Below are 22,402 nucleotides of genomic sequence, written 5' to 3'. Positions count from 1 at the left end.
ATCGACGCGAAGGGCGGCACGATCATGCCGGGGCTGATCGAGGCGCACATTCACCTGACCTATTTCAATGTCACCGAGCTGCAGGACCTCGACATCAAGTTCCCGGTCGAATATGTCACGCTGCAATCCGCCGTGAATGCCAAGACAGCGCTCGAATGCGGCTACACCTCGGCGCGCAGCGGTGGTTGCCTCCACAACATCGACGTGTGGATGAAAAAAGCCATCGAGGAGGACATGATCCCCGGTCCACGCTTGTCAGCCAGTGGCCGCGAAATCTGCGGCGCGGGCGGTTTGATGGACTGGAACCCGGATTATCGCCGCATCGGCATGGAGGGCATCGTTTTCATCGTGAACGGCCCGGAGCAGGCTCGCACTGCGGTGCGAAAACTCGTCAAAGACGGCATCGAGTGGGTGAAAACCTATCCCACGGGCGATGCGGCCTCGCCGGACATCAACGACCACCACACGCTGTGCATGACCTTTGACGAAATGCACGCCGTCGTGCAGACGGCGCACAATCACGGCCTCAAAGTCACTGGACACTGCCGCGCCCGCGACGGCATCTACAATGCGCTCAAGGCCGGTTACGACGCCATCGAGCATGGCACCTTCATGGACGCCGAGTGCCTTGATCTGCTTTTGAAGCGCAACGCGCCGATGTGCCCAGGCTTGGGCTTCGAGAAGTTCAGCGTGGATCGCGGCAAGGACTTCGGTTTGTCGCAGCGTGTGATCGACGGTCATCAGGAGACGCTTGAAGCCGGAGCCGAAAGCGCGCGCATGGTGCTCAAAGCGGGCGGCACACTCGGCCTAGGCGGCGATTACGGCTTCGGCTGGACCCCGCACGGCACCTACGCGCAGGAGCTGACGTTCTTTGTGAACTACGTCGGCTTCAGCGTGCTCGACACGATCAAGTGCGCCACGCTCGGCGGCGCGAAAATGATTGGGCGCGCCAACGAGATCGGCTCGCTCGAAAAAGGCAAGCTCGCCGACGTGCTCGTCGTCGATGGCGACGTCATCAAAGACATCTCCATTTTGGAAAATCGTGACAACTTGATCGCCGTCATCCAAGGCGGTGTCGTCAAAGCCGGTCAGTTGGTGAAACCGTCCACCCATTGAACCAGCCGACCTGACATGGGATGAAATCCCCTTCCAAATCCGCGTTGTAAGCAACCCCCGTTTCACGTCATGTCCTTCCGCCTCCTCTTTTTTGCTATTCTCTTTAGTTTGGTAAGCCAGTCTCACGCAGCAGACACGCTGTTCGACCAACAAAACCTCGCTGCGTGGTGCATCGTGCCGTTTGATGCGAAGAAGCGCTCGCCGGAGGCTCGCGCGGAGATGGTGGCGAAGATGGGCATCAAAAAGATCGCCTACGACTGGCGGCCGGAGCATGTGGTGGAGTTTGAGCGGGAGATTCTCGCCTATCAGAAGAACGGCGTCGAGATGTTCGCGTTCTGGGGTGTGCATGACGAGGCGCTGCGACTGTTTGAGAAATACAAACTGCATCCGCAGCTCTGGATCATGATGAAGGGCACTGGCGACACGCAAGAAGCCCAGGTCAAAACCGCTGCGGAAGGTCTACTGCCCATTTTGGCCAAGGCGAAGGCCATCGGCAGCCAGGTGGGCATCTACAATCACGGCGGCTGGGGCGGCGAGCCGGAGAACATGGTCGCCGTGTGCGAGTATCTGAAGAAGAACTACGGCACGGACAACGTGGGCATCATCTACAACCTGCATCACGGTCACAGCCATCTCGATCGCCTGCCGCAGGCCATCGAGGCCATGAAGCCCTACCTCCTCTGCCTGAACCTCAACGGCATGGACATCGCGGGCGATACAAAGGGCCGCAAGATCCTCCCGCTCGGCGTTGGCACGCAGGATGTCACGGTGCTGCGCCAAATCCGCGCCAGCGGCTACAACGGCCCGATTGGCATACTCAATCACACGAATGAAGACGCCGAAGGCCGGCTGCTCGACAACCTCGATGGCTTGAAGTGGCTCGTGCCGCAGCTTGATGATGCGAAGCCGAGCGTGAAGCCGAAGTATCGCACTTGGAGTGAGAAGTCAGAAGTCAGAGGTCAGAAGTCAGAGGTCGGGAAAGCGGAGACCGTGGCATCGTTGAGTGAGGAGTTTGGCAAGGCACTGAAGGGCGGTTGGGTGGTCGATGGGGATGCGGAGTATGCGAAGTTGCCGTTCACGGTGGAGTGTCGCGCGAAGCTGGATGGCAAAAAGGGCTTCAACATCCTCGTCGCGTCCGAGATGAAGTCGTCGGCCACGCATTGGGAACTCTACACGCACGCGGGTCGCGGCACGCTGGCGCTCTACATGCCTGGACGCGGCGGCGATTTCGATTCGAAGGTCGATGTGTGCGACGGGAAGTGGCACGACTTGCTCGCGAGCGTGGATGAGCAAGGCGTGGTGATGTGGGTGGATGGGAAGCAGGTCGCCAACGTAGAACGGACTTTCCAGTCCGTTCCCAATCCGAATCGGACTGGAAAGTCCGATCTACGTCTGGCCTTCGGCCGGCTCGTCGAAGGCGGCATCGGCTGCGATGGCATTCTCGATGATGTGCGCCTCACGCGAGGCGTGATGAAGCCGCGCAAAACCACCTCGCCGCGTCAGCGCATGGACAACACGCTCGGCTTGTGGAGTTTTGACGATCTCGACTCGCTCCTGCCGCCGCCCGCGCCGAAGGCTGCCGAGTTCACGCCAGACCTGCCGCCGCTCGACAAGTCGCAAAACATCCACTGGCAGGAGTTCGTGAATCGCGAGCGCGTCTTCGACTTCTACGGCAAGCAGGCGCTGCATTTCATGAAGCAGAAGCCGCTGCCTGCGCTCATCCCGCCCTTCCCCGGCCTCGACGGCGGCCAGCAAGGCCACTGGGGCAATCAGAACGATCAGGTGACGTGGAAGGATGGCCGCTGGGCCGCGAGTGATGTGGGCAGTCTTTTCTGCGGCGTCTTCAGAGGTGGCGGTGTCACCGTTCCGAAAGGCATCTGTGTGCGGTTCGACGACAAAGCGGCGGTTTTTGATCCCGAACGCATGGCTTGGCGTCTCGAATGGTCCGGCGGCTTCATCAAGCTCAATGATGCCCGGCACGGTTTCATGGCCGGAGCGCCGATGGATGGCAAAGTGATCTCCAAAGAGGAGAAGAAGCTCTCCGGCACCTTCCGCGGCTTGTTCCGTCGTGGCAAAGAAGTCACCATCATCACCAGCGAAACCGAACTGCCGAAGCCAGCCGCTACCCAGTGGCCTCAATGGCTCGAAACAAAGGGTGAACTCGGCACGCAGACGCCTTTCGCGACGGATCGGATCACGATTCCGTTCGAGAATCCGTTTGGCACGCTGTTCTTCATCGCGGCGCATGATTTTTTCAGCGATGGCACTGCGGCAGTCGCGACGATGACGGGTGAAGTGTGGCTCGTGAAGGGCATCGACGAGAAGCTGGAGAAGTTGCGCTGGAAGCGATTTGCGACCGGGCTGCATCAGCCGCTGGGGATGAAGATCATCGAGGACAAGCTTTATGTGCTTGGTCGCGATCAGATCACCTGTTTGCAGGATTTGAATGGCGATGACGAAGCCGATTTCTACGAGTGCGTGACGAATGCGATGCAGACCTCGCCTGGTGGGCATGATTTCATTGTGGGCTTGGAGGCGGACAAAGAAGGGCGATGGTATTTCGCGTCGGGGAATCAGGGCGTGTGTCGGATTGAAGCGGGGCGGGCACTCTTGCCCGCCGAAAGCGCTTCATTGCGGGCAGGAGTGCCCGCATCACTTCAGGTGCTCGCCACTGGCTTCCGCAATCCAAACGGCCTCGGTCTCTCGGCGGATGGGCGCTTTGTCACGACGAGTGTGCAGGAGGGCGATTGGACGCCGGCGACGTCGATTTGCCAGATTGAGCTCGATCAGAATCTCGGCGCGCACTTTGGTGCGGGTGGTCCGAAGGATGGGAAGCCGCCGGAGCCGGTGATGATGTATCTGCCGCGTGGCGAGGACAACTCGGCGAGCTCGCAGGTCTTCATCACGAGCGACAAGTGGGCCGCACTGAAGGGCGACAACAATCTCATCCATCTCTCCTCGGGCGGTGGTGGTGCTTGGCTGGTGATGCGGCAGCAGGTGAAGGGTCGCTGGCAGGCGGCGGCGGTCAAAATTAGCGGGAATTTCGACTCGGGGCCGCAGTGTGCGCGATTCAATCCGAAGGACGGGCATCTGTATGTGAACGGCATGCAGGGCTGGGGCAGCTACACGCCGAAGGACGGGGGCTTTCAGCGCGTGCGCTTCACCGGTGGCGACAAACCGGTGCCGATGGCGTTTGAGGCTCGCGACAACGGCGTCATCATCCGTTTCAACCAGGCGGTGAAGGACGCGGAGGCCGCGACGTGCTTCGCGCAGTGCTGGAACTACAAATACGGGCCGCAATATGGCTCGCCGGAGTATTCCGTGAAGTATGCCGACACGCCCGGCCACGATCCGCTGGAGGTGCGCAGCGTGCAGAAGCTCGATGGCGGCAAAACGCTCTTCCTCGAAATCCCGCAGATCGTCACCGCCAGCCAGATTCATCTGCACGTGAGCATCGGCCACGACATCTTCCTCACCGCGCACGCGCTCGCCGAGCCCTTCACCGAATTCCCCGGCTACACGAAGATCGCCAAGACCAATCATGCCGCGCAGATCGGACTCGAAGCCCCGAAACCCGCGAAACCCAATCCATGGGCCAAGGGCGAAGGCGGGCGTGAAATCGTGATCGAAGCCGCGCTCGGCCTGCAATACGTGCAGAAGCAGCTCACCGCCAAAGCCGGCGAAAAACTCACCATCGTCTTCAAGAATCCCGACGTCGTCCCGCACAACTGGATGCTCGCCAAGCCCGGCACGCTGCAAAAAGTCGGCAACCTCGCCAATCTCATGATTACCGACCCGCAGGGCCTCGCGAAGCACTACGTGCCCGACAGCGACGACGTGATCGCCTACACCGACATGACGAATCCGCAGTCGAGCTTCACCATTCACATCACCGCGCCGAAGGAAAAAGGCGACTACCCATATCTCTGCACCTTCCCCGGCCACTGGATGGTCATGAACGGGGTGATGAAGGTGAAGTAGCCTGCATTGAGCTGCTCGTTATAACCGCAGAGGAGCAAAGAGGCAGAGATAGCAGAGTTTTTGGTCAGATGAATCTCTGCCTTCTCTGCTTCTCCGCCTCTCTGTGGTGAAACCGAACGTTCGGACGCTTACACGCAAGCAACCGCCGTCTGTCCCTGCTCGCCGAGTCCTTCGACGCCGAGTTCGATGACGTCGCCGGGCTTCATGAAGATGGGATCCGGCTTGAAGCCGAGACCGACGCCGGGAGGGGTGCCGGTGGTAATGATGTCGCCGGGCAGCAGGCTCATGAACTGGCTCAAGTAACTCACCAACTTCTTCACACCGAAGATCATCTGCGCGGTGCTGCTGTTCTGAATCGTCTTGCCGTTGAGCTTGAGCCACAACTTCAAGTTCTGCGGGTCGGAAATCTCATCGCTCGTGGCGAGGAACGGTCCGATCGGTGCGAAGGTGTCGCAGCTCTTGCCTTTGACCCACTGGCCGCCGCGCTCAAGCTGCCATTCGCGTTCGCTGTAGTCGTTGTGCACGCAGTAGCCGGCCACATGGCTCATCGCGTCCTCTTCGCTGACGTAGCTGGCCTTTTTGCCGATCACGAAGGCGAGCTCGACCTCCCAGTCGGTCTTCTTCGAGTTCTTCGGGATGACAACGTTGTCATTCGGGCCGCAGATGGCGCTCGTTGCTTTGAAAAACACGATGGGCTCCGCCGGAATCGGCATGCCGCTCTCCTTGGCGTGATCGACGTAGTTCAAACCGATGCAGATGATCTTGCTCGGACGTGCGATGCACGGCCCGAGGCGCGTGCTGGCATCCACGGTGGGCGCCGAAGCTGCGTTGGCCTTGGCCCAGGCGGCGAGACGTTCCAAGCCACCACCACCGAAGAATTTTTCATCGTAGTCGCTGCCAAAGGCGCTCGCGTCGATGCGGCGGCCATCTTCGAGCTGCAGGCCGGGGTTTTCTTCTCCAGGGTTTCCAAAGCGGATCAGTTTCATGGTCGTGTGGTTCTCAGTTCGCGGTTCTCGGTTTCAATTCGTCATTCGACATTCAGCATTCGTCATTTTTTCTCGTCACCTTCGGCGTTCGCGTAGCGGCCGATGATCGGATACTGCTCCAGCTCCGCGACGGTGCCGGTGACGGGATAACTTTCGCGGCTCACCCAATAGACGGCAGCGGTCGCGATGTCGTCCGGCATCAACAAGCGGCCCATCGGCACCACCGAGGCAGGCAGGCGCTCCGGCCAGCCTTCGCCGAGGCCGTCGCCGATTTTGACCTGATATTCGTTGTCGGAGAGAGTCCAGCCGACATTGAGCTGGTTCACGCGCACGCGGTCCATGCCGAGCGAATCGGCCAAATTGCGCGTCATCGTCATGAGAGCGCCTTTGGACATCGAGTAGGCCAGCATGTTCGCCTGGCCGCAGTGCGCGAGCACGGAGCCGATGTTGAGCACGACGCCGGTATTTTTCTTCAACTCCGGCAGCAAGGCGCGGATCAGCAGCATCGGCGCACGGGCGTTCACGGCCATCATGCGGTCAAAAAAGGTCGCGTCCGTCGTGTCGATGCGGCCACGGATGGTGAGCGCGGCGTTGTTGACCAGCGCATCCAATTTGCCAAATGCCGCGATGGCATCCGCAGCGAGTTTTTCGGGATACGCGGCGTCTTCGAGGCTGCCCTGGCAAAACGCAGCCTTGTCCTCTCCGAGCTCCTTGAGCAGCGCCTGGCCGCGCGCGGCATCACGGCCATGGAGAATGACCTTTGCGCCCTCCTGGATGAAACGACGCGCCATCTGCTCGCCGATGCCTGTGGTGCTGCCGGTGATGAGAATGACCTGGTTTTGAAGTCGCATGATCGTCGCGGGTGGGTTGGGGAGCCGTTCTTTATGGCGAGCCTGCGGCGATGCTCAAGGGGGCACCGCCATCTATTTCGCCCGTTGCTCAAGCCAGCAGGCCTTGGACGACTTTTCCGTGCACATCCGTCAGCCGGTAGTCGCGACCTTGGAAGCGGTAGGTGAGCCGCTCGTGATCGAGGCCGAGTTGGTGCAGCAGCGTGGCGTTCAAATCATGCACATGCACCGGATCGCGGGCGATGTTGAAGCAAAAGTCGTCCGTCTCGCCGAATTGCAGGCCCGGGTGGATGCCTCCGCCGGCCAGCCACATCGCGAAGCAGCGCCCATGATGGTCTCGACCATGATTCGTCGGCTCCAGCTTTCCCTGCGAGTAGGTCGTGCGTCCAAATTCACCGCCCCAGATCACCAGCGTTTCATCCAGCAGGCCGCGTTGTTTCAGATCGCGGATCAAGGCAGCGACCGGTTGATCCACGTCACCGCATTGCAGACGCAGATCGCTCGGCAGGTTGTAGTGCTGGTCCCAGCCACGATGGTAGAGCTGGATGAAACGCACGCCGCGCTCCGCCATGCGCCGCGCCAGCAGGCAGTTCGCGGCGAAACTGCCCGGCTGCCGCGCCTGCGGGCCGTAGGCGTCCAGCGTGGCCGCGCTTTCGTCACCCACGTCAGTCAAGTCAGGCACGCTGCTTTGCATGCGGAAGGCCATCTCATACTGCGAGATGCGCGTGGCGATCTCCGGATCGCGATGCAGCGCAAACTGCTTCTTGTTCAAAGCCGCGATCACATCCAGCTCATCGCGACGCGTGGCGCTGTCGATACCTGAGGGGTTCGAGAGATACAACACCGGGTCGCCGCTGCTACGAAGCGCGACGCCTTGATGATTCGACGGCAGAAATCCCGGGCCCCACAACCGCGCATACAGCGGATCGGCGGGACGCGCCGCGCTGCCGCGTGACACCATGACGACGAAAGCCGGCAGATCACGGCTCTCGCAGCCGAGGCCGTAGCTCAGCCAGGCGCCAAAGCTCGGCCGGCCGGGCTGTTGATGTCCGGTTTGCAGATAGGTCACCGCCGGATCGTGGTTGATCGCCTCCGTGTGCATGGAGCGGATGACGCACAGCTCATCGACGATCATCGCCGTGTGCGGCAGCAGTTCGCTCACCCATGCGCCGCTTTGACCATGCTGTGCAAAGTTGAACAATGACGCCGTGACCGGCTTCGACTTTTGCTTGTCGGTCATGCCCGTCAGTCGCTGGCCGCCCACCACCGATGCGGGAATCTCCTGCCCGTGCAGTTGCTTCAACCCAGGTTTGTGATCGAAAAGATCGAGCTGCGACGGCCCGCCGTGCATGAACAGGTAAATCACCCGCTTCGCCTTCGGCGCGAAGTGCGTCATCGCCTTCGCGTCGCCCATCAGCGACGCCAGCGCCATGCCGCCGAGGCTCAAACCTGAGCCACAGCGGAATTGACGACGCTGGAGCAACTCATTCATCGTTTCGTGATCACTTCGTCGAGGTTCAGGATCGCGTGCGCGGCCAACGGAAGCGATTTGTGGCGCTCAAACAGGCCGTGCAGAAGCTTCAGTTCGTCCGCTTCAGGCTCACGGCATGTCGCGGTGCGAAACATCCATGCGATGCGATCCTTCCGGCCCTCCGAACGTTTCGCGAGCGCTTCCGCAGCCTTCACGAAGGTTTCGTCATTGAGCAACAGCAGCGCCTGCAGCGGCGTGTTCGTGCTGGCGCGGCGCACAGTGCATTTTTCACGGGTGGGGCCGTCAAACGTGAGCAGCATCGGATGCGGCGACTGGCGCTTCACATAGGTGTAGAGGCTGCGCCGCCACAAACCATCCCCCGCGTCAGGCACATACGTCTCTTCACCATTGTAGCTCACCGCTTCCCACAAGCCGGGTGGTTGGAACGGCTTCACGCTTGGCCCGCCGATCTTTGGCACGAGCAGACCGGCGACCGCGAGCGCCTGGTCGCGCAGCATTTCGGCGGAAAGTCGGCCGCTGGGGCCACGCGCAAGCAACCGGTTCTCCGGATCGTCATCACGCATGATCCGTGAGTCCTGACGATAGGTGCGCGACATGACGATCTGCTTCAGCAGCGCCTTCACATTCCATCCACTGTCACGAAACGAGGCTGCGAGCCAGTCGAGCAGCTCAGAATGCGTCGGCACCTCACCTTGAGATCCGAAGTCATTCGGTGTGCGCACCAGTCCTGCGCCAAAGCACTGCGCCCAGAAGCGATTCGCGGTCACACGAGAGGTGAGCGCATTCTCCGGCGAAAACAGCCACTTGGCAAAGCCGAGGCGGTTTGCAGGCAAATTGCTTCGCCACGGAGCAATCGCCGCTGGAACGCCGGGCTTCACAGGCTCGAACGGTTTGTCATACTGGCCTCGATCCAGCACTTGCGCCGTGCGCGGCTCTGGCATCTCCTGCATCACCAGCGTTGTTGGAATTGCCTCGCGTAGCGCCTGCTCCCTCTTTTGGGCCGATAACACGGCCTCACGTGCCTTCTGCGTCGGCACATCGCCGAAACGCGTGATGTAGTAGTCCAGCAGCACCTCCGCATCCGCCGCGCGACGTTTGGCAGGTGTGGTTTCGACGATGCCGCGGATGCGCTCTCCCGAAAACCACTTGTCCACGGCCTGCAGTTCGAGTGCACCGGTCACGAGACGCACCTCGTCGATCAAACCGTAGAAACCGAGGCCCGAATCGCGACGACCGATCCGCAGCGGCTCCTGGTTCACGATGCTGCCGACGAGCGAATCACGACGCACCTCCAGCGTCGTTGGTTTCGCATCGAAGAACACCCGCAAACCGGCCGCCTTCCGTGATCCGTCGTAGCTCACGACGATCTGATGCCATTGTTTCGCGCTCAGAGCCTCGACCGTGGAAACCTCGATGGCGCTCGCTCCCCAGCGGTGCACCAGGTTCACCTGCAGACGACCCTTCTGCCAGATCAGCTCCAGACCACGACGTTCACCCTCCGGCTCGATCAGCGAGAGCGGACAGCTCAGCGAGCCATCGGCATTTACCCACAAGCCGGTCGTCCATGGTTGATCGGCATTGAAGCCTTCGACACGCGATTCGACATGCTGCGTTGCATCAAACTTCGCCGCCATCCCCCGCACGCCAGCCTCCGGCCCGGATTGATTGCCAACCATGGAGTTTGGGCCGTCAAACGACTCGTGAAGCAGGGCATCGCCAGGCGGCTGCTGCAGCGTTTTCGCCGCGTTTTTCTCCCACGCGATCATTGGCGGTTTCAATGCCTCGTGAACCGACGCAAAGGCCGCCTTCGCGGTCTTTGTCATCACTTGTGCCTTGGCTAGGGTGGCCTTCTGCTCGTCGGTGGGCACTTCGATGAGCGGAGGTGGATTGTCAGCGCGGATCAGCCCTTGCTCGGGCACGTTGTTGAAGAAGGCGAAGAGCTGGTAGAACTCGCGTTGCGAGATCGGGTCAAACTTGTGATCGTGGCACTGCGCGCAACCTGCTGTGAGGCCCAGCCAGGTCGTCATCGTCGTATCCACGCGGTCCACGACGTATTCGGTGCGGAATTCTTCGTCAATGCTGCCGCTCTCATTGTTCGCCATGTGGTTGCGATTGAACCCGGTGGCGATGCGCTGCTTCACGGTGGCGTCCGGCAGCAGATCGCCCGCGAGCTGCTCGATGCTGAACTGGTCGAAGGGCATGTTTGCGTTGAACGCGTCGATCACCCAGTCTCGCCACGGCCAGATCTGGCGCGGCTTGTCGCCGAAGTAACCGTTTGTGTCCGCGTAACGTGCCGCGTCGAGCCAGGCGACGGCAAGATGCTCACCGAGATGCTTCGACGCGAGCAGTTCGTCCACCACCGCCTCGTAAGGCTTCGCCAGCATCGCCTCCGTGGGCGGCAGACCGGTCAGATCGAGCGACACACGACGGATGAGCGTGCGTGAATCGGCTTCCGGTGCGAAGTCGAGCCCCTTCCCCTTCAGTCTGGTGCCGACCAGAGAGTCGATGTTGTCCTTCGCATCATGCCTCAAAGGCTCAAAGGCCCAGTGTTTCTGATACTTCGCCCCTTCCGCGACCCATTGCTTCAAGGCACCGACCTGTGCGACGGAAAGCGGCTTCTTGTGGGAATCCGGTGGCGGCATCTGCTCATCGGGATCGGATGAGGTCACGCGGGCGATGACCTCCCGCCAGTCCGCGCCAGCCACATCGAGCCGCAGATCGGCTTTGCGCCCCTTTGCGTCCGGTCCGTGGCAGGCGAAGCAGTTTTCAGAGAAGATCGGGCGGATGTCGCGGTTGAAACCCAGTTCATCAGCCGCCAGCGCAGGCTGGAGCAATGCGACGGCGATGAAGGCGACGGATCTCACGTGACAGGATTACGGTGTGAGCGCCCAGGCGATTGCATTCAGCATGAAACGACGGAAGGCGGGCTCCTTGAAGTCGTCGGCGTGTCCCAATGACGTGTAGAAGACCTTCGCCTGCTTCGGACCGTAGCGATGCGTCCACGCCACGGGCTCCGAAGGCTGGTTCGGAATGGTGCCGATGAGCAAGGGAGTGGTCGTCTTCGCCAGCGGGGTGTTCTTGTAGAGAGTGCCGTTGCCGATGAGTTCGCTCAGCGTGATGCCTTGCAGGATCGCATGGCCTTCGGCACCGGGCGAGAGCATTAGGATCGTTTTGTCCTCACCCCGATGGTGGTTGCTGTAGTTGCCGCCAAGCACCTCGGGGTCGAATTCCTGCCAGTTCGCGTGCTTGTCGTCGATGAGCTTGTCCTTCGGTCGCAAAGCGAACGCGTGGCTGGCCGTGCGGATGCCGATGAGAGGTTTGCCCGCAGTGAGATAAGCACGCACCGCATCAAGTTGCTCCTTCGGCGGTGTGCGGCGACGCACGCTGACAAGCAGCAGATCGGCGTCCTTCAGCGCCTCGACGATGCCCGGGAAGTGGCTTTTGTCCGCCACGTCGGCGTGGATGATGGTCACCTTGTGTCCGAGCGGTTCGACATCGCCCTTCGCGAACTCAGGCAGCGTTTCCCACGTGAGATACTCGTCCTCGCCGATCATGAAGACGAGATTTGCGGCCTGCGCTGCCGGGGCCAGGCAGATGAGGATGAGAATGAGGGAGCGGAGAAGCTTCATGGCGTTACTTGAGCGATTTGATGTAGAGGATGAGTGATTCGAGCTGGGATTCGGTGACGACGCCCGCGTAGCTGGGCATGGCGTATTCGCTCCTGGCAAAATCGGCGTGACGTTTGGCAGCGGGCTGCAGGATGGATTCGCGGATGTAGGCGTCATCGACGACGACAGGGCCCTTTTTCCTCTTCTCATCGATGTAGTCGCGCTTCGCGCCGAAGAGCTTGTTCCACTTCGGGCCGATCTTGAAGAGATCCTGGTCCTTCACGCTGTGACAGGCCACGCAGCCGAGCATTTGCGACAAACGCAGTCCTTCTTCGATCGAAACCGGTCCTGTCACCTGCGCGGCGGCGGCGCGTGGCGTCAGATCGACGGTGATGTCGCCAAAACCTTCCTTTTTCGCGTCGAAAGTGACGAGCTCATACGGCGTGGTGTAGGCATTCTGTGCCATCTCCATGCCGTCCTTGCTGGCGATCGACCAGCCGATGCGAAGCTGCATCACCGGCTTCAGGCCAGGCACACCGATGAAGACCGCTTTGCCATCGCTGCTGACATACGCGCTGCTCGGCGTGAGCCAGTCGATGCCGGTGGTGCCGTCGGCCTTGTATTGGGCGCTGCCGTAGGTGTGAGCGCGTTTGTAGCCCCAGGTGCCGAGCGAGTAGCTGGCGGGATCGGCGGCCTTCTTCGAGTCAACAGCCACATCGAAGCGAAGCAGCACGCCTTTGTCCATCGGCACGATCTCACATGGCAAGGGGCTTGGCGCACCGGTGTAGCGCACACGACAGAGTCCGGCGAGCGTGTCGAGCGTGTTGCCCCAGCCGATGACTTGGAAGCCCGCGAGGTAAAGCTGGCCGTCTTTTGGATTCACGCTGCCGTTCAACGGCGGAAAGTCGAACTCGTCGGTGATGCTCACCACGGCGGCCTGCGGACGTTTGCCACGCTCGTTCATGATCACGCTGAGCAGTTCCGGCTTGTTGAAGCAAATCTGCACCATCGTGTCGTTCAGCGGACCCATCTTCGCATCGAAGAGCCATACCTGTGACATCGCGGAGGAGTTCACCGCATGCGGCATCCACGTCAGCGGATCGGCGATGGGTGCGGGATACTGCTCCTTTGGCAGCTTGTCGCTGAGGAACCCGTAGAACTGATGATCGCGCACGATGTGCAACGGTGTGCTCGGGATGTACTGCCCCTCCTGATCGCTCGAAGTGACCAGACCGGTGCGGATGTTCACGCCGGCATTCGGCTGGCGGAAGCCGTGGCCGAGCACGGTCGCCTTTTTGCCGTCGGCAGAGATGCGCAACACGCTGCCATTGTGCTTGCCGATCGTCGTGGCCTCCTGGCCGCCTTTTGCGATCACAAATTCACCGTTTGGCGCGAGACGCAGCGTGCTGGGGAACTCGCGCATGTCCGCTGTCTGCGCGAAGCAGTTGCTGAACAGTTCATGCACATCGGCTTCGCCGTCGTTGTTCGTGTCGCGCAAACGCCAGATGCCGTTGCGGTCGAACACGTAAATCTGCTCGTCACGAATCGCGCAGGTCATGGGCTCATGGAGTCCTGAGGCGAAGCGTTTCCAGGTGACCGGCCCGTTCATCGAATCGAGTCCACGGATCAACCACACATCGCCATCCACTGTGATGCCAACACCGGTGCCGTCCTTCAGGAACTGGATGTCGCCGATGCGCACGGCGCGTTTCCACGGGTTGCCATCCGGCAGATCCACGTGATCGAGCACATACGGCCCTTTGGAAGCGGCAGGTTTGATCTTCGATACTGCCGCCTGCGGCCAGCGCACGGCGGGCGCTTTTGTGGCGATCTGCTGCGGCTGGATCGCGGGTGCCTCGTGTTCATCACAGATGGAAACGCAGAACTGAAGGGTGTGATCATGCGGCGGAACGAGCGCGGCCCACACGGCGTCATCCCCCACCAACTCCGCACCGCCCGTCACCGTCACGCCGGCTTCAACTTCCTGTGAAGGGCCGTTCACCTTCGCTCCAATGATCAGCGTCAGTGGTTTTGCGGTCGCACTCACACTGATGTGACGTTCCATCACCGGCCTGCCGTCGTGCTCGCTGGCCTGCCACCACTCGCGGACCTCAGCTCCAGCCGCGCTGTATTCGAGCACGACGCCGTTTTTCACCAGACGCACGGCATTGAAACGCCCGATCGACTCCGCCACAGGGCCGCGACCGACTTCCTCCTCGCTCGGGGCCGGTTCGCGCGGGTCTTTCATCGACACCTTTTCGCTGTTCTGCCAGCCGGGAAAGAGACCATTGCCAAGCCAGAGCTTTCCATCTGGCTGCGGAGCCGGAAACTGACCGCCGGGTGTCTTTCGTCCGGCATCGAGGTAAGATCCGGGCGCGAGTGCCTTGTCCGTCACGCCTTTGCCACGCCAGATCGCCGACACGCGCAGCAGATCCGTGTCGAAGCAGACCCAACAGTCGTGCTCCAGCTTCAAGATGAGGCCGCGCGGCGTGAGATTGCGCTCGCCCACGCCTTCGCGATGTGCGTCGAGAATGGACGAGAAGAACGGAAAGTCCGGCTCCACCCACGCGGCCCATGGTTGCGGCGGATAAACGTTCTTTTTCGACGGATCGGCCGCGAAAACGGTGAGTATGGTCAGAGCAAGCAGGAGAATGGGTTTCATGGGAAATGAGTATCAAGGTTTCACCGCGCCAAAGCCCACGCCGTTCAGGCAGCGTGTGTCCATGGAGCCGTCACGCACCTGGAAAATGCCAGGGAAGCGATCGCGCCAGCCATCATTGGCCACCGGGCAATACTGACGCGAGTTCGACTCGATCGCGGCGACACCGGGGACATGAGCCGCCAAGCCGGCCGAGTGGATCAACGAGGCACCGGGGCAGGTCAAATCCTGCACGCAGAGGAAAAGGCCCATCTTTTGCGCCGCCACGGCCATCAGCAACGACTGCGACTGGCCTTTGCACGCCTTCAGCGCGGCTCCGGTGTAGCCGAGATCACGCGCCAGCATCAGCGACTCCAGATCCGTGAGCGATTCATCGATCACCACAGGCTTCAACTTCGCCGCCTCGTGCATCTTGTTCTCCGGATGCGCCTTCAGATCACGGGCGGTCGGCTGCTCGATGTATTGCACGCGGTCAAAGCCCTGCGGTGTGCGTTCACGCAGCTTGCGCATCATCTCGACGAGGTAATCGACACTCTGGCAGCGTTCATTGAAATCGAGCGAGTAATGCCAGGCCGCCACGCCACGCTCGCGCTGCGTCTCTTCGGTGACGCGATCCACCTTGAGGATGCGCTCGAGATCCCAGCTCAGATCGTCGCCATTGAGCTTGATCTTGAGATGCGTGAGACCGTTGTGATGAATCCACTGCGGCAGCGTTTCAGGCAGTCCATCACCGACAGGCTGGCTCAGTTCGGCATCATCGATCGGATCGAGGGCACCGACGAGATGATACAGAGGCATGCGTGCCTGCGGTTCACGCCGGAGCCATGCGTCCGGATATTCACCCGCGAATCCGGCACCGAGCCATGTGCCGAGATCGCAGTTCATCAGCTCACGCGTGTAGGTGTGGTAGCAGTTGAGGCCGAGGAGCCTTCCAAACGCGTCGTGCAGAGCCGCATCGAAGGCGCTGCCGCACACCAGCGTGCAGAGTTTTGGAATCGGCTGCGTCAATTGCAGCTCCCGGCTGAACTCCGCCGCAGCTGCGAGAAAAAGCTCCTCCAATTCGATGCCCAGCTCGATGGGATGGCCGAATTCGGTGAATTCGCCGCAGACCTTTGCCAGTCGCTGCGAAAGCACGTGCATCGCGTCCTGTGTCTGCGCGAAGGACAATTCGCGAGAGGGAAAGGACCAGGTGTTTGCCAGCGGCATGGAGCCAGAACCATGCGCCACACGGCCTTCGCGCGAGACGACATCGCATTCGACATCGAGAACGACCGCGGAGTCCACGGCCACGCCGCCAAACTTGATCGGCGTTCGATACTGGTAGTGCTGAAAGCTGGTGCGGACGCCAGTGATGCGGATGTCGGTGGGTTTGCTCATGGTCAGGCGATCAGATGGCGGGCTTTCATCCAGTTCAGGTAGGTGGCGGCGCAAGCATCGAGGTTTGCCATCGAACCGCCACCGCGCAGCGGTGAGCACATCTCAAACGTGGCGATGCCATCGAACCCACCATCTTTGAACCCGTTGAAGAAAGCCTCGTAGTCGATGAATCCGGTGCCAAACGGCACGGCACGCACCCAATCGACCTCCTGGCGCTCGTAGTTCACCAGTTCAGGCCGGTATCGATGCCGCGGCACCTTGATGTAATCAGCGTTCGTCGTGATGACCGTGTGCGGCGCGGCCAGTTTCGCCGCCTCGTAGAGTTTTTCGCCGCGCAAGGCCGGCGACCAGGCGTCGAAGCCGAGTTTGCAGTTCGGCCGGTCGATGTCGGCGAGCATTTCCAGCAGCGCCTCGGTATGCAGACCGACATCGTGATGATTCTGGATGGCAATCGTCACGCCATGCGCGGCCGCGCGGTCGCACATCTCACGGATCGCGCTCACGCAGCGGTTCCACTGCGTCTGCGGGTCCTGACCGTCGATCTCGTAGGCGCCAAAGATGCGGATGATCTTTGTGCCAAGCTGCGCGGCGATGCGTGCCAGCGACTCGACGTAGGCGATCTGGAACTCGATCTGCGGCACCTCGCAGCCGATCCCGGAAGGCTGCGCCAGATTGGTGTAAGCACCGATCACATCACAGCGGATCTTCGCGGCAGACAGCGCTGCTTTCAGCGGCTCGATCTGCTCCGCGGCGTCCAGTGGCGAGAGATGCGGGCGTTTGCCAGCGATCATCACCGACTCGTAGCCCAGCGTGGCCGCATGCGGGATGAAATCGGCCATCTGGAGCACGGACTGGCCCCAGAAACCGGCATAGCTGATGGAGAAGAGGCAGGGGGTCATGGCTGGAGGGATGCAGGATTTCGTGCGCCGCCCTTTCCGGCATCGGATGGAGGGCTGGAGAACGTGCAGGCTAGAATACTTCATTGGCCACAAGGGTTTCATCCCGACTTCATCCAAAAAAATGCCACTTTTTGAGCGTTAGCCTTTTCTCCGATGAAAACACCCCGCGTGGCACTGCTGGTCGAGACCTCCCGTGAATACGGACGCGGGCTGCTGCGCGGGATCATTCGCTATCAGCGCAAGCACGGCCCATGGTCGATCACCTTCCAGCCGCACGGCCTGGGTGAACCGCCACCACCGTGGCTGGACACGTGGAAGGGCGATGGAGTGATCGCCCGCATCAACGACACGGCCACCGCGGAGGCCGTGATGCGCCTTGGCGTGCCGGTCATCGACCTGCGTGCTTCCCTGCCCGGTCTGAATCTTCCCATCGTCGGCATCGACAACCGTCAGGTCGTCCGTCTGGCCTTCGAACACTTCCTGGAACGCGGCTTTCGTCATTTCGCCTTCTGCGGCACGCCCTACGGCCAGCATGTGTATCAGGATGAGCGCTCAGATCGTTTCCGCGCGGAACTCCAGGCCCGCGGTTTTGATTGCGAGGTGTATCAACACTCGAAGAAGCGGTTGAACGCCGAACGCGAATTGCGGCATCTCACGCACTGGCTGGCAAAGCTGCCACGTCCCTGCGCCTTGATGACCTGTCATGACGATCGCGGCCAGCAGGTGCTCGACGCGTGTCTGCGCGCCGGTTTTGCCGTGCCGGACGAAATCGCGGTGCTCGGCGTCGATAATGACGAGTTTCTCTGCCACCTGACCACGCCGCCGATGAGCAGCATCGATGTCGATTCCGTTCAAATCGGTCACGAGGCAGCGGCACTGCTCGATCAACTCATGCGCGGGCAGAAGCCCTCCCAAGCTCCCAGGTTCTTCCCTCCCCGCCGCATCGTGGAGCGGCAATCCACCAGCATCATCGCTGTGGAGGATCACCATGTCGCCAGCACGGCACGGCGCATCCGCGATGGAGCGTGCTCGGCGATCAGCGTCGATGCCGTGCTGCGGGATGTGCCCCTGAGCCGAAGCGCCGCCTACCGACGCTTTCGGCAGCAGCTCGGACGTTCACCGAAGCAGGAGCAGATGCGGCTGCGAATCGCCCGTGCACGTGAACTCCTTGAGGACACCGATCTCAGCGTCACCGAAATCGGCCGGCGCATCGGCTACGATGAGGCGAAATACTTCGTCCACGTTTTCAAACAGCATCTGGGCACCACGCCGTTGCAGTATCGGAGGACGAGGCAGGTCAGGCGATAAATCGGTGGCGAACGGGCTTCGCCATGCGCCCGTGTCCGCAGTCACTGTTTCGTGATATTCGCCCGTCCGCCGCGCAGGACGTACTTCTGAATCTTGCCAGTCGCCGTCTTGGGCAGTTCGGCGATGAACTCGAAGCCGTGCGGCACTTTGAAGTGGGCGAGGTGTTCGCGACAGAAAAGGCGCAGCGCTTCGGTCGTGGTCTCGGCGGCGGGTTTGAGCACGATGAAGGCCTGCGGTGTTTCGCCCCACTTTTCGTGCGGCAAGCCGACGACGGCGGCTTCCTGCACGGCGGGATGACGCAGCAGCACGCCTTCGACCTCGACGGAGGAGATGTTTTCGCCGCCGCTGATGATGATGTCCTTCCAGCGGTCGCGGATTTCGATGTAACCGTCGGGATGCACGACGGCGGCGTCACCGCTGTGAAACCAGCCGTTGTGGATGGCCTTTTCGGTGGCGGCGGGGTCGTTGTAGTAGCCTTTCATCACGGCGTTGCCGCGAATGATGATCTCGCCCATAGCTGCACCGTCCGGCGCGACCTCGTTGCCCTCGTCATCGACGACACGGACCTCCGCGTTGCCGAGATACTCGACGCCCTGGCGGGATTTGATCACCGCGCGCACGGCGGGATGCAGTGACGCGTGCTCGGGACGCGGCTCGCTGATGGTGACAATCGGCGAGACCTCTGTCAGGCCATAAACGTGGGTGATCTCCCAGCCGAGCTCGCCTTCCACGCGCTCAATCGTGGCCGCGGCGGGCGGAGCGCCGGCGGTGAAGACGCGCACACCGCGCGGCGCATCCTTGCGCACGTCTTCGGGGGCGTTGGCGATGCTGATGAGCACGGTGGGCGCGGCGCACAGCAAAGTGACGGCCTCGCGTTTGATTGTTTCAAAGATGAGCCGCGGATCGGCCTTCGGGATGCAGACGTGGCGGCCGCCGACGGCGGTGATCGTCCATACGAAGCACCAGCCGTTCGCGTGAAACATGGGCAACACCCACAGGTAGCGGTCCGCCGCACTGATGCGCGTGTGCATGAGATGGCCCATGATGTTCATCGCCGTGTTGCGATGCGTGACCATCACGCCCTTCGGATTGGCCGTGGTGCCGCTGGTGTAGTTCAGCGCGATCATCTCCGTCTCGACGACCTCGGCAGGCGTGAACTCCGTCGTCGCCGCAGTTAGCGCGGACTCGTAATCGATCCAACCGGCTTTCTGGCCCGAAAAGGCGATGAAATGCTCCACGTCGAGCCCCTGACCGCGAATCGAATCGACCGCGTCGAGGTAATCGCCATGCACGCATACGACCTTGGCGCCGCTGTGCTTGAGGATGTAGGCGAAGTCGGCAGCGGTGAGGCGGAAATTGATCGGCACGATCACCGCGCCGATCTGCGGGATCGCATAAAATGCCTCCAGGTGTGCATGCGTGTTCGGCGCGATGGTGGCCACACGGTCACCGGGCTGCACACCGAGTTTTTGCAAAGCCGACGACCAACGGTCGCAGCGCTCGAAGAACTCGCGATACGTCAGCCGCAGACTGCCATCGACCACAGATTCACGGTCAGCATAAAGTCGGCGGGCGCGGCGGGCGAAGTCGAGAGGCGAAAGCGGCGTTTCCATGGCGGGAAACGCGAAAGCTACCCGAAGGTGCCGGGCCATGGCGAGAGAAAACCCCGGGGGGGCCAGGGCACGAGCTTCAAATTGACCTCCGCCCTCTTCCACGAGTGGCTCATTCCGCGCCTGCCTTCGCCGTTTGCGGCCTGGATGCACGATCCATGGGCCAGTCATCGGTGCGGAAAGGGGCGGTGGGCAGCCCTGCGGCGTTGACGAGATTGACTTCGGGGTTGTTGGCCCAGGCATAGCGCACGGCGGCCGGGGATTCGATCTCCGGATGCGACACGATCACCTGCCCGCCCTCGATCCGGGCGTCCGCCCAGCGCCAGTGATGCGTGCCATCTGCCAGTGCGAAGCCATTGACGGCCGCGCCGCCGTCCTTGGTCTTCAAGCCCTGGGCATGACTGAACTGAATGACCACCTCGCGGCTGCGGATGGCATGGCTTTGGTAGCGCGGGCCGCTCCATTCGATTTTCTCGCCATAGACCTCCGCCCTCGCCCACAGGGCCAGCCTGTGGCCGATCTCCTGCTTGTTCTTCGCGTGGACGTCGTTCTGGTCGCCGAGATCGATGTTCACGGTCATGCCGGTTTTCGGCACGGACAGCGCCTGGGATTGCGCTTCGCGCAGACGTGCCCAAGTCGATGCCGCGTCGGGATCGGGCTCCCGTTTCATGAAGTTCGGCAGTTGCACCCAGGCGAAGGGAAAATCCGCGCCCCAGCGGGTGCGCCAGTCTTGGATGAGCAGCGGCAGTTGCACGGCGTAGAGGGGGCCGTTCGCCACATTGGCCTCGCCTTGATACCAGATCGTTCCGCGGAAGGCGAAAGGGATCAGGGGCGCGATTTTGCCATTGAAGAGGTTGCCGGGGCGGTTCGGATGCAACGGATCACGGCCCAGGTAGGCTGGTGTGGGCGGCAGCGGTTGCTTGGCGGAGATCGCGGCCTTCACGGCATCCTGCCATTCCTTCTTCGCGGCTTCGTTCCGCGGCAGATGGTCCGGCTGCTCGAAGACGGCCACGTCCCTGCGCCACCGGTCGAGCAGTGGCTGAAGTTCGGGGGCCTTTTCCATCGCTGCCAGGCTCGTCCACGCCTCAATTTTCGTGCCCCCGGCCGATGCATGGATCAGTCCCACCGGCACCTTCAGCCGCTGATGCAGCGCACGGCCAAAAAAGTAAGCGGTGGCTGAAAAATTCGGCACAGTGCGTGGAGCGCAGGCGTGCCAGAGGCCCTGGCCATGCTCCTGCGGCGTGGAGGCGGCGGGAGAGCGGACGAAGTACATCCGGATCAGCGGGAAATTCGCTGCTTTTATCTCTTTCTCCGCATTCCTGACGTTTTTCACGGTCATCCCCATGTTTGACTGGCCGGCGCACAGCCATACCTCGCCCACGACGACATCCTTCACCACCGCCACGGAGGTCTGCGCCGACACCATCAGATTCTGCGGCAGCTCAGAGGTCGGCAGCGGGTCCAGCATCACCTTCCAGCGGCCATTTTCGCCTGTCCGTGTCGTCTTCGTCTGCGAGCCGAATTTCACGGTGACCGCCCGGCCCGCCTCTGCCCAGCCCCAGACGGGGACAGGTCGGTCACGCTGGAGGACCATGTGGTCGTTGAAGATCTCGGCCAGGCGCACCTCCGCCCGCGCCATGCAGGTCATTCCGGTGGCGAGAAGGAGGAAAAAGATCGTTCTCACGGGAGGCAGATGAAGTGAAAGCGGCTAAACCACCGGGTTATCGATTCCCAACGCGTCAGCCAGGTCTTGAAGGTGCTCCTGTTCCTGGGCGATGATTTTGCGCAGCACTTCGCTGAGGGCATACTCCCCCATCGTCTCCGCCTGCCGGATGCGCTGGCGATAATGGCGGATGGTCTCCTGCTCGTTTTCGAGGTCAAACCGCAGCATGTCCTTCGGCTTGTCGGACACCTTCACCTCCCTGGGGATCGTCGTCGGGGTGCCATTGCAATAGTCGATCTGTTTCGCGATCTGAAGCGCGTGGCTGAGCTCCTCCGCGGCGTGTGTCGCAAGTTCATCGGCGATGCTCGTGTATTCCGCGCCCTTCAACGTCTGGCTGTACACCACGTATGCGATGATCGCCTGGTACTCGCGAGCGAGGTCCTCGTTCAGGAGATCGATCATTTCCTCGCGGCTCAGGTGCGGGTCGGGCGTCTCATTCATGGCAAAGGAAGTTGTTTCCCAGCCATCGCGCCATGGTCGCGTCGTGGATGTGTCCTGCCGCCTGGGGATCCCTCGGCGTTAAAAAAGAACGCAGTCAGCCCGGCGGAGCTGTATGGCAGCCACCGCAGGCTTTGGCCTCATCAGGGGTGTTCCCAGCCCCCGGTAGAAACAGCTCTGCGGATTGAGTGAAGGAGCCGTTTCGCTTCCCTGGGAATAACCCGGTTTGGAGGTCGCCGCTTGCCGCCGGTGTTCAAGCGAGCCAGCCCGGGCGGAGATCAGGCACCCCAGACGAACTTCACCGGCTTGTCGATGTCCGGATGCACGCTGTGGTGCACCTGTCTCTTATACACATCT

At 61.5% G+C, this 22,402-nt stretch carries 14 protein-coding genes; 3 read left to right on the top strand and 11 right to left on the bottom strand.

All coding sequences use genetic code 11. The features are described from left to right. Nucleotides 1-1,116 (top strand): amidohydrolase family protein (locus IAE77_RS11180; protein ID WP_294226216.1); only part of this gene is annotated, 1,116 nt, incomplete at its 5' end. 69 nt (nucleotides 1,117-1,185) lie between these two features. Beyond that, a complete protein-coding gene (locus IAE77_RS11175; protein WP_294226213.1) occupies nucleotides 1,186-5,097 on the top strand; it encodes a LamG-like jellyroll fold domain-containing protein in 3,912 nt (1,303 codons plus the stop codon). Between the two features lie 128 nt (nucleotides 5,098-5,225). On the opposite strand, the gene IAE77_RS11170 is transcribed toward IAE77_RS11175, so the two are convergent. From IAE77_RS11170 to IAE77_RS11135, 8 genes are all read right to left on the bottom strand, one after another. After that, complete coding sequence (locus IAE77_RS11170) at nucleotides 5,226-6,083, bottom strand: fumarylacetoacetate hydrolase family protein (RefSeq protein ID WP_294226210.1); 858 nt, start codon at nucleotides 6,081-6,083, stop codon at nucleotides 5,226-5,228. A gap of 62 nt (nucleotides 6,084-6,145) precedes the next feature. After that, a complete protein-coding gene (locus IAE77_RS11165; protein WP_294226208.1) occupies nucleotides 6,146-6,934 on the bottom strand; it encodes an SDR family NAD(P)-dependent oxidoreductase in 789 nt (262 codons plus the stop codon). A gap of 88 nt (nucleotides 6,935-7,022) precedes the next feature. After that, nucleotides 7,023-8,423, bottom strand: coding sequence for a DUF1501 domain-containing protein (locus IAE77_RS11160; protein WP_294226205.1), 1,401 nt, complete (start codon nucleotides 8,421-8,423; stop codon nucleotides 7,023-7,025). Continuing rightward, nucleotides 8,420-11,287, bottom strand: a complete 2,868-nt coding sequence (locus IAE77_RS11155) for a DUF1553 domain-containing protein (RefSeq protein ID WP_294226200.1) — start codon at nucleotides 11,285-11,287, stop codon at nucleotides 8,420-8,422. The genes IAE77_RS11160 and IAE77_RS11155 overlap by 4 nt, the downstream gene beginning before the upstream one ends. 9 nt (nucleotides 11,288-11,296) lie before the next feature. Continuing rightward, the gene (locus IAE77_RS11150; protein WP_294226197.1) at nucleotides 11,297-12,052 is read right to left on the bottom strand and encodes a ThuA domain-containing protein; all 756 of its coding nucleotides are present in this window, start codon (nucleotides 12,050-12,052) and stop codon (nucleotides 11,297-11,299) included. 4 nt (nucleotides 12,053-12,056) lie between these two features. After that, entirely contained in the window at nucleotides 12,057-14,693 is a 2,637-nt protein-coding gene (locus IAE77_RS11145; protein WP_294226194.1) for a DUF6797 domain-containing protein, read from the bottom strand. Nucleotides 14,694-14,705: 12 nt separating this feature from the next. Continuing rightward, nucleotides 14,706-16,067, bottom strand: coding sequence for an enolase C-terminal domain-like protein (locus tag IAE77_RS11140; protein ID WP_294226191.1), 1,362 nt, complete (start codon nucleotides 16,065-16,067; stop codon nucleotides 14,706-14,708). A gap of 2 nt (nucleotides 16,068-16,069) precedes the next feature. Further along, on the bottom strand, nucleotides 16,070-16,966 hold the full coding sequence (locus IAE77_RS11135) for a sugar phosphate isomerase/epimerase family protein (RefSeq protein ID WP_294226188.1): 897 nt from the start codon (nucleotides 16,964-16,966) through the stop codon (nucleotides 16,070-16,072). A gap of 153 nt (nucleotides 16,967-17,119) precedes the next feature. Here IAE77_RS11135 and IAE77_RS11130 point away from each other — a divergent pair, with 153 nt between their 5' ends. Further along, entirely contained in the window at nucleotides 17,120-18,274 is a 1,155-nt protein-coding gene (locus tag IAE77_RS11130) for a XylR family transcriptional regulator (RefSeq protein ID WP_294226183.1), read from the top strand. A 41-nt stretch (nucleotides 18,275-18,315) separates the two neighbouring features. Here the strand turns inward: IAE77_RS11130 and IAE77_RS11125 are convergent, their stop codons facing one another. The 3 genes from IAE77_RS11125 to IAE77_RS11115 all read right to left on the bottom strand — a co-directional run bounded on the left by IAE77_RS11125 (nucleotide 18,316) and on the right by IAE77_RS11115 (nucleotide 22,048). Continuing rightward, nucleotides 18,316-19,887, bottom strand: a complete 1,572-nt coding sequence (locus IAE77_RS11125) for a long-chain-fatty-acid--CoA ligase (RefSeq protein ID WP_294226181.1) — start codon at nucleotides 19,885-19,887, stop codon at nucleotides 18,316-18,318. 109 nt (nucleotides 19,888-19,996) lie between these two features. Continuing rightward, the gene (locus IAE77_RS11120) at nucleotides 19,997-21,568 is read right to left on the bottom strand and encodes a sialate O-acetylesterase (RefSeq protein WP_294226178.1); all 1,572 of its coding nucleotides are present in this window, start codon (nucleotides 21,566-21,568) and stop codon (nucleotides 19,997-19,999) included. A 24-nt stretch (nucleotides 21,569-21,592) separates the two neighbouring features. After that, a complete protein-coding gene (locus IAE77_RS11115; RefSeq protein ID WP_294226175.1) occupies nucleotides 21,593-22,048 on the bottom strand; it encodes a ferritin-like domain-containing protein in 456 nt (151 codons plus the stop codon). Nucleotides 22,049-22,402: the final 354 nt, after the last annotated feature.

It is taken from the genome of Prosthecobacter sp., from assembly GCF_014879935.1.
Lineage (GTDB): Bacteria > Verrucomicrobiota > Verrucomicrobiia > Verrucomicrobiales > Verrucomicrobiaceae > Prosthecobacter.
Note: the sequence above shows the minus strand (reverse complement) of the source record. Positions and strands in the feature narration are given on the sequence as shown.

Bases quoted from the DNA above. Each gene is read 5' to 3' on its own strand.
- IAE77_RS11165 (WP_294226208.1), bottom strand. From the start codon at position 6,934: ATGCGACTTCAAAACCAGGTCATTCTCATCACCGGCAGCACCACAGGC.
- IAE77_RS11160 (WP_294226205.1), bottom strand. From the start codon at position 8,423: ATGAATGAGTTGCTCCAGCGTCGTCAATTCCGCTGTGGCTCAGGTTTG.
- IAE77_RS11130 (WP_294226183.1), top strand. From the start codon at position 17,120: ATGAAAACACCCCGCGTGGCACTGCTGGTCGAGACCTCCCGTGAATAC.
- IAE77_RS11115 (WP_294226175.1), bottom strand. From the start codon at position 22,048: ATGAATGAGACGCCCGACCCGCACCTGAGCCGCGAGGAAATGATCGAT.
- IAE77_RS11140 (WP_294226191.1), bottom strand. From the start codon at position 16,067: ATGAGCAAACCCACCGACATCCGCATCACTGGCGTCCGCACCAGCTTT.
- IAE77_RS11145 (WP_294226194.1), bottom strand. From the start codon at position 14,693: ATGAAACCCATTCTCCTGCTTGCTCTGACCATACTCACCGTTTTCGCG.
- IAE77_RS11135 (WP_294226188.1), bottom strand. From the start codon at position 16,966: ATGACCCCCTGCCTCTTCTCCATCAGCTATGCCGGTTTCTGGGGCCAG.
- IAE77_RS11150 (WP_294226197.1), bottom strand. From the start codon at position 12,052: ATGAAGCTTCTCCGCTCCCTCATTCTCATCCTCATCTGCCTGGCCCCG.
- IAE77_RS11175 (WP_294226213.1), top strand. From the start codon at position 1,186: ATGTCCTTCCGCCTCCTCTTTTTTGCTATTCTCTTTAGTTTGGTAAGC.
- IAE77_RS11125 (WP_294226181.1), bottom strand. From the start codon at position 19,887: ATGGAAACGCCGCTTTCGCCTCTCGACTTCGCCCGCCGCGCCCGCCGA.
- IAE77_RS11170 (WP_294226210.1), bottom strand. From the start codon at position 6,083: ATGAAACTGATCCGCTTTGGAAACCCTGGAGAAGAAAACCCCGGCCTG.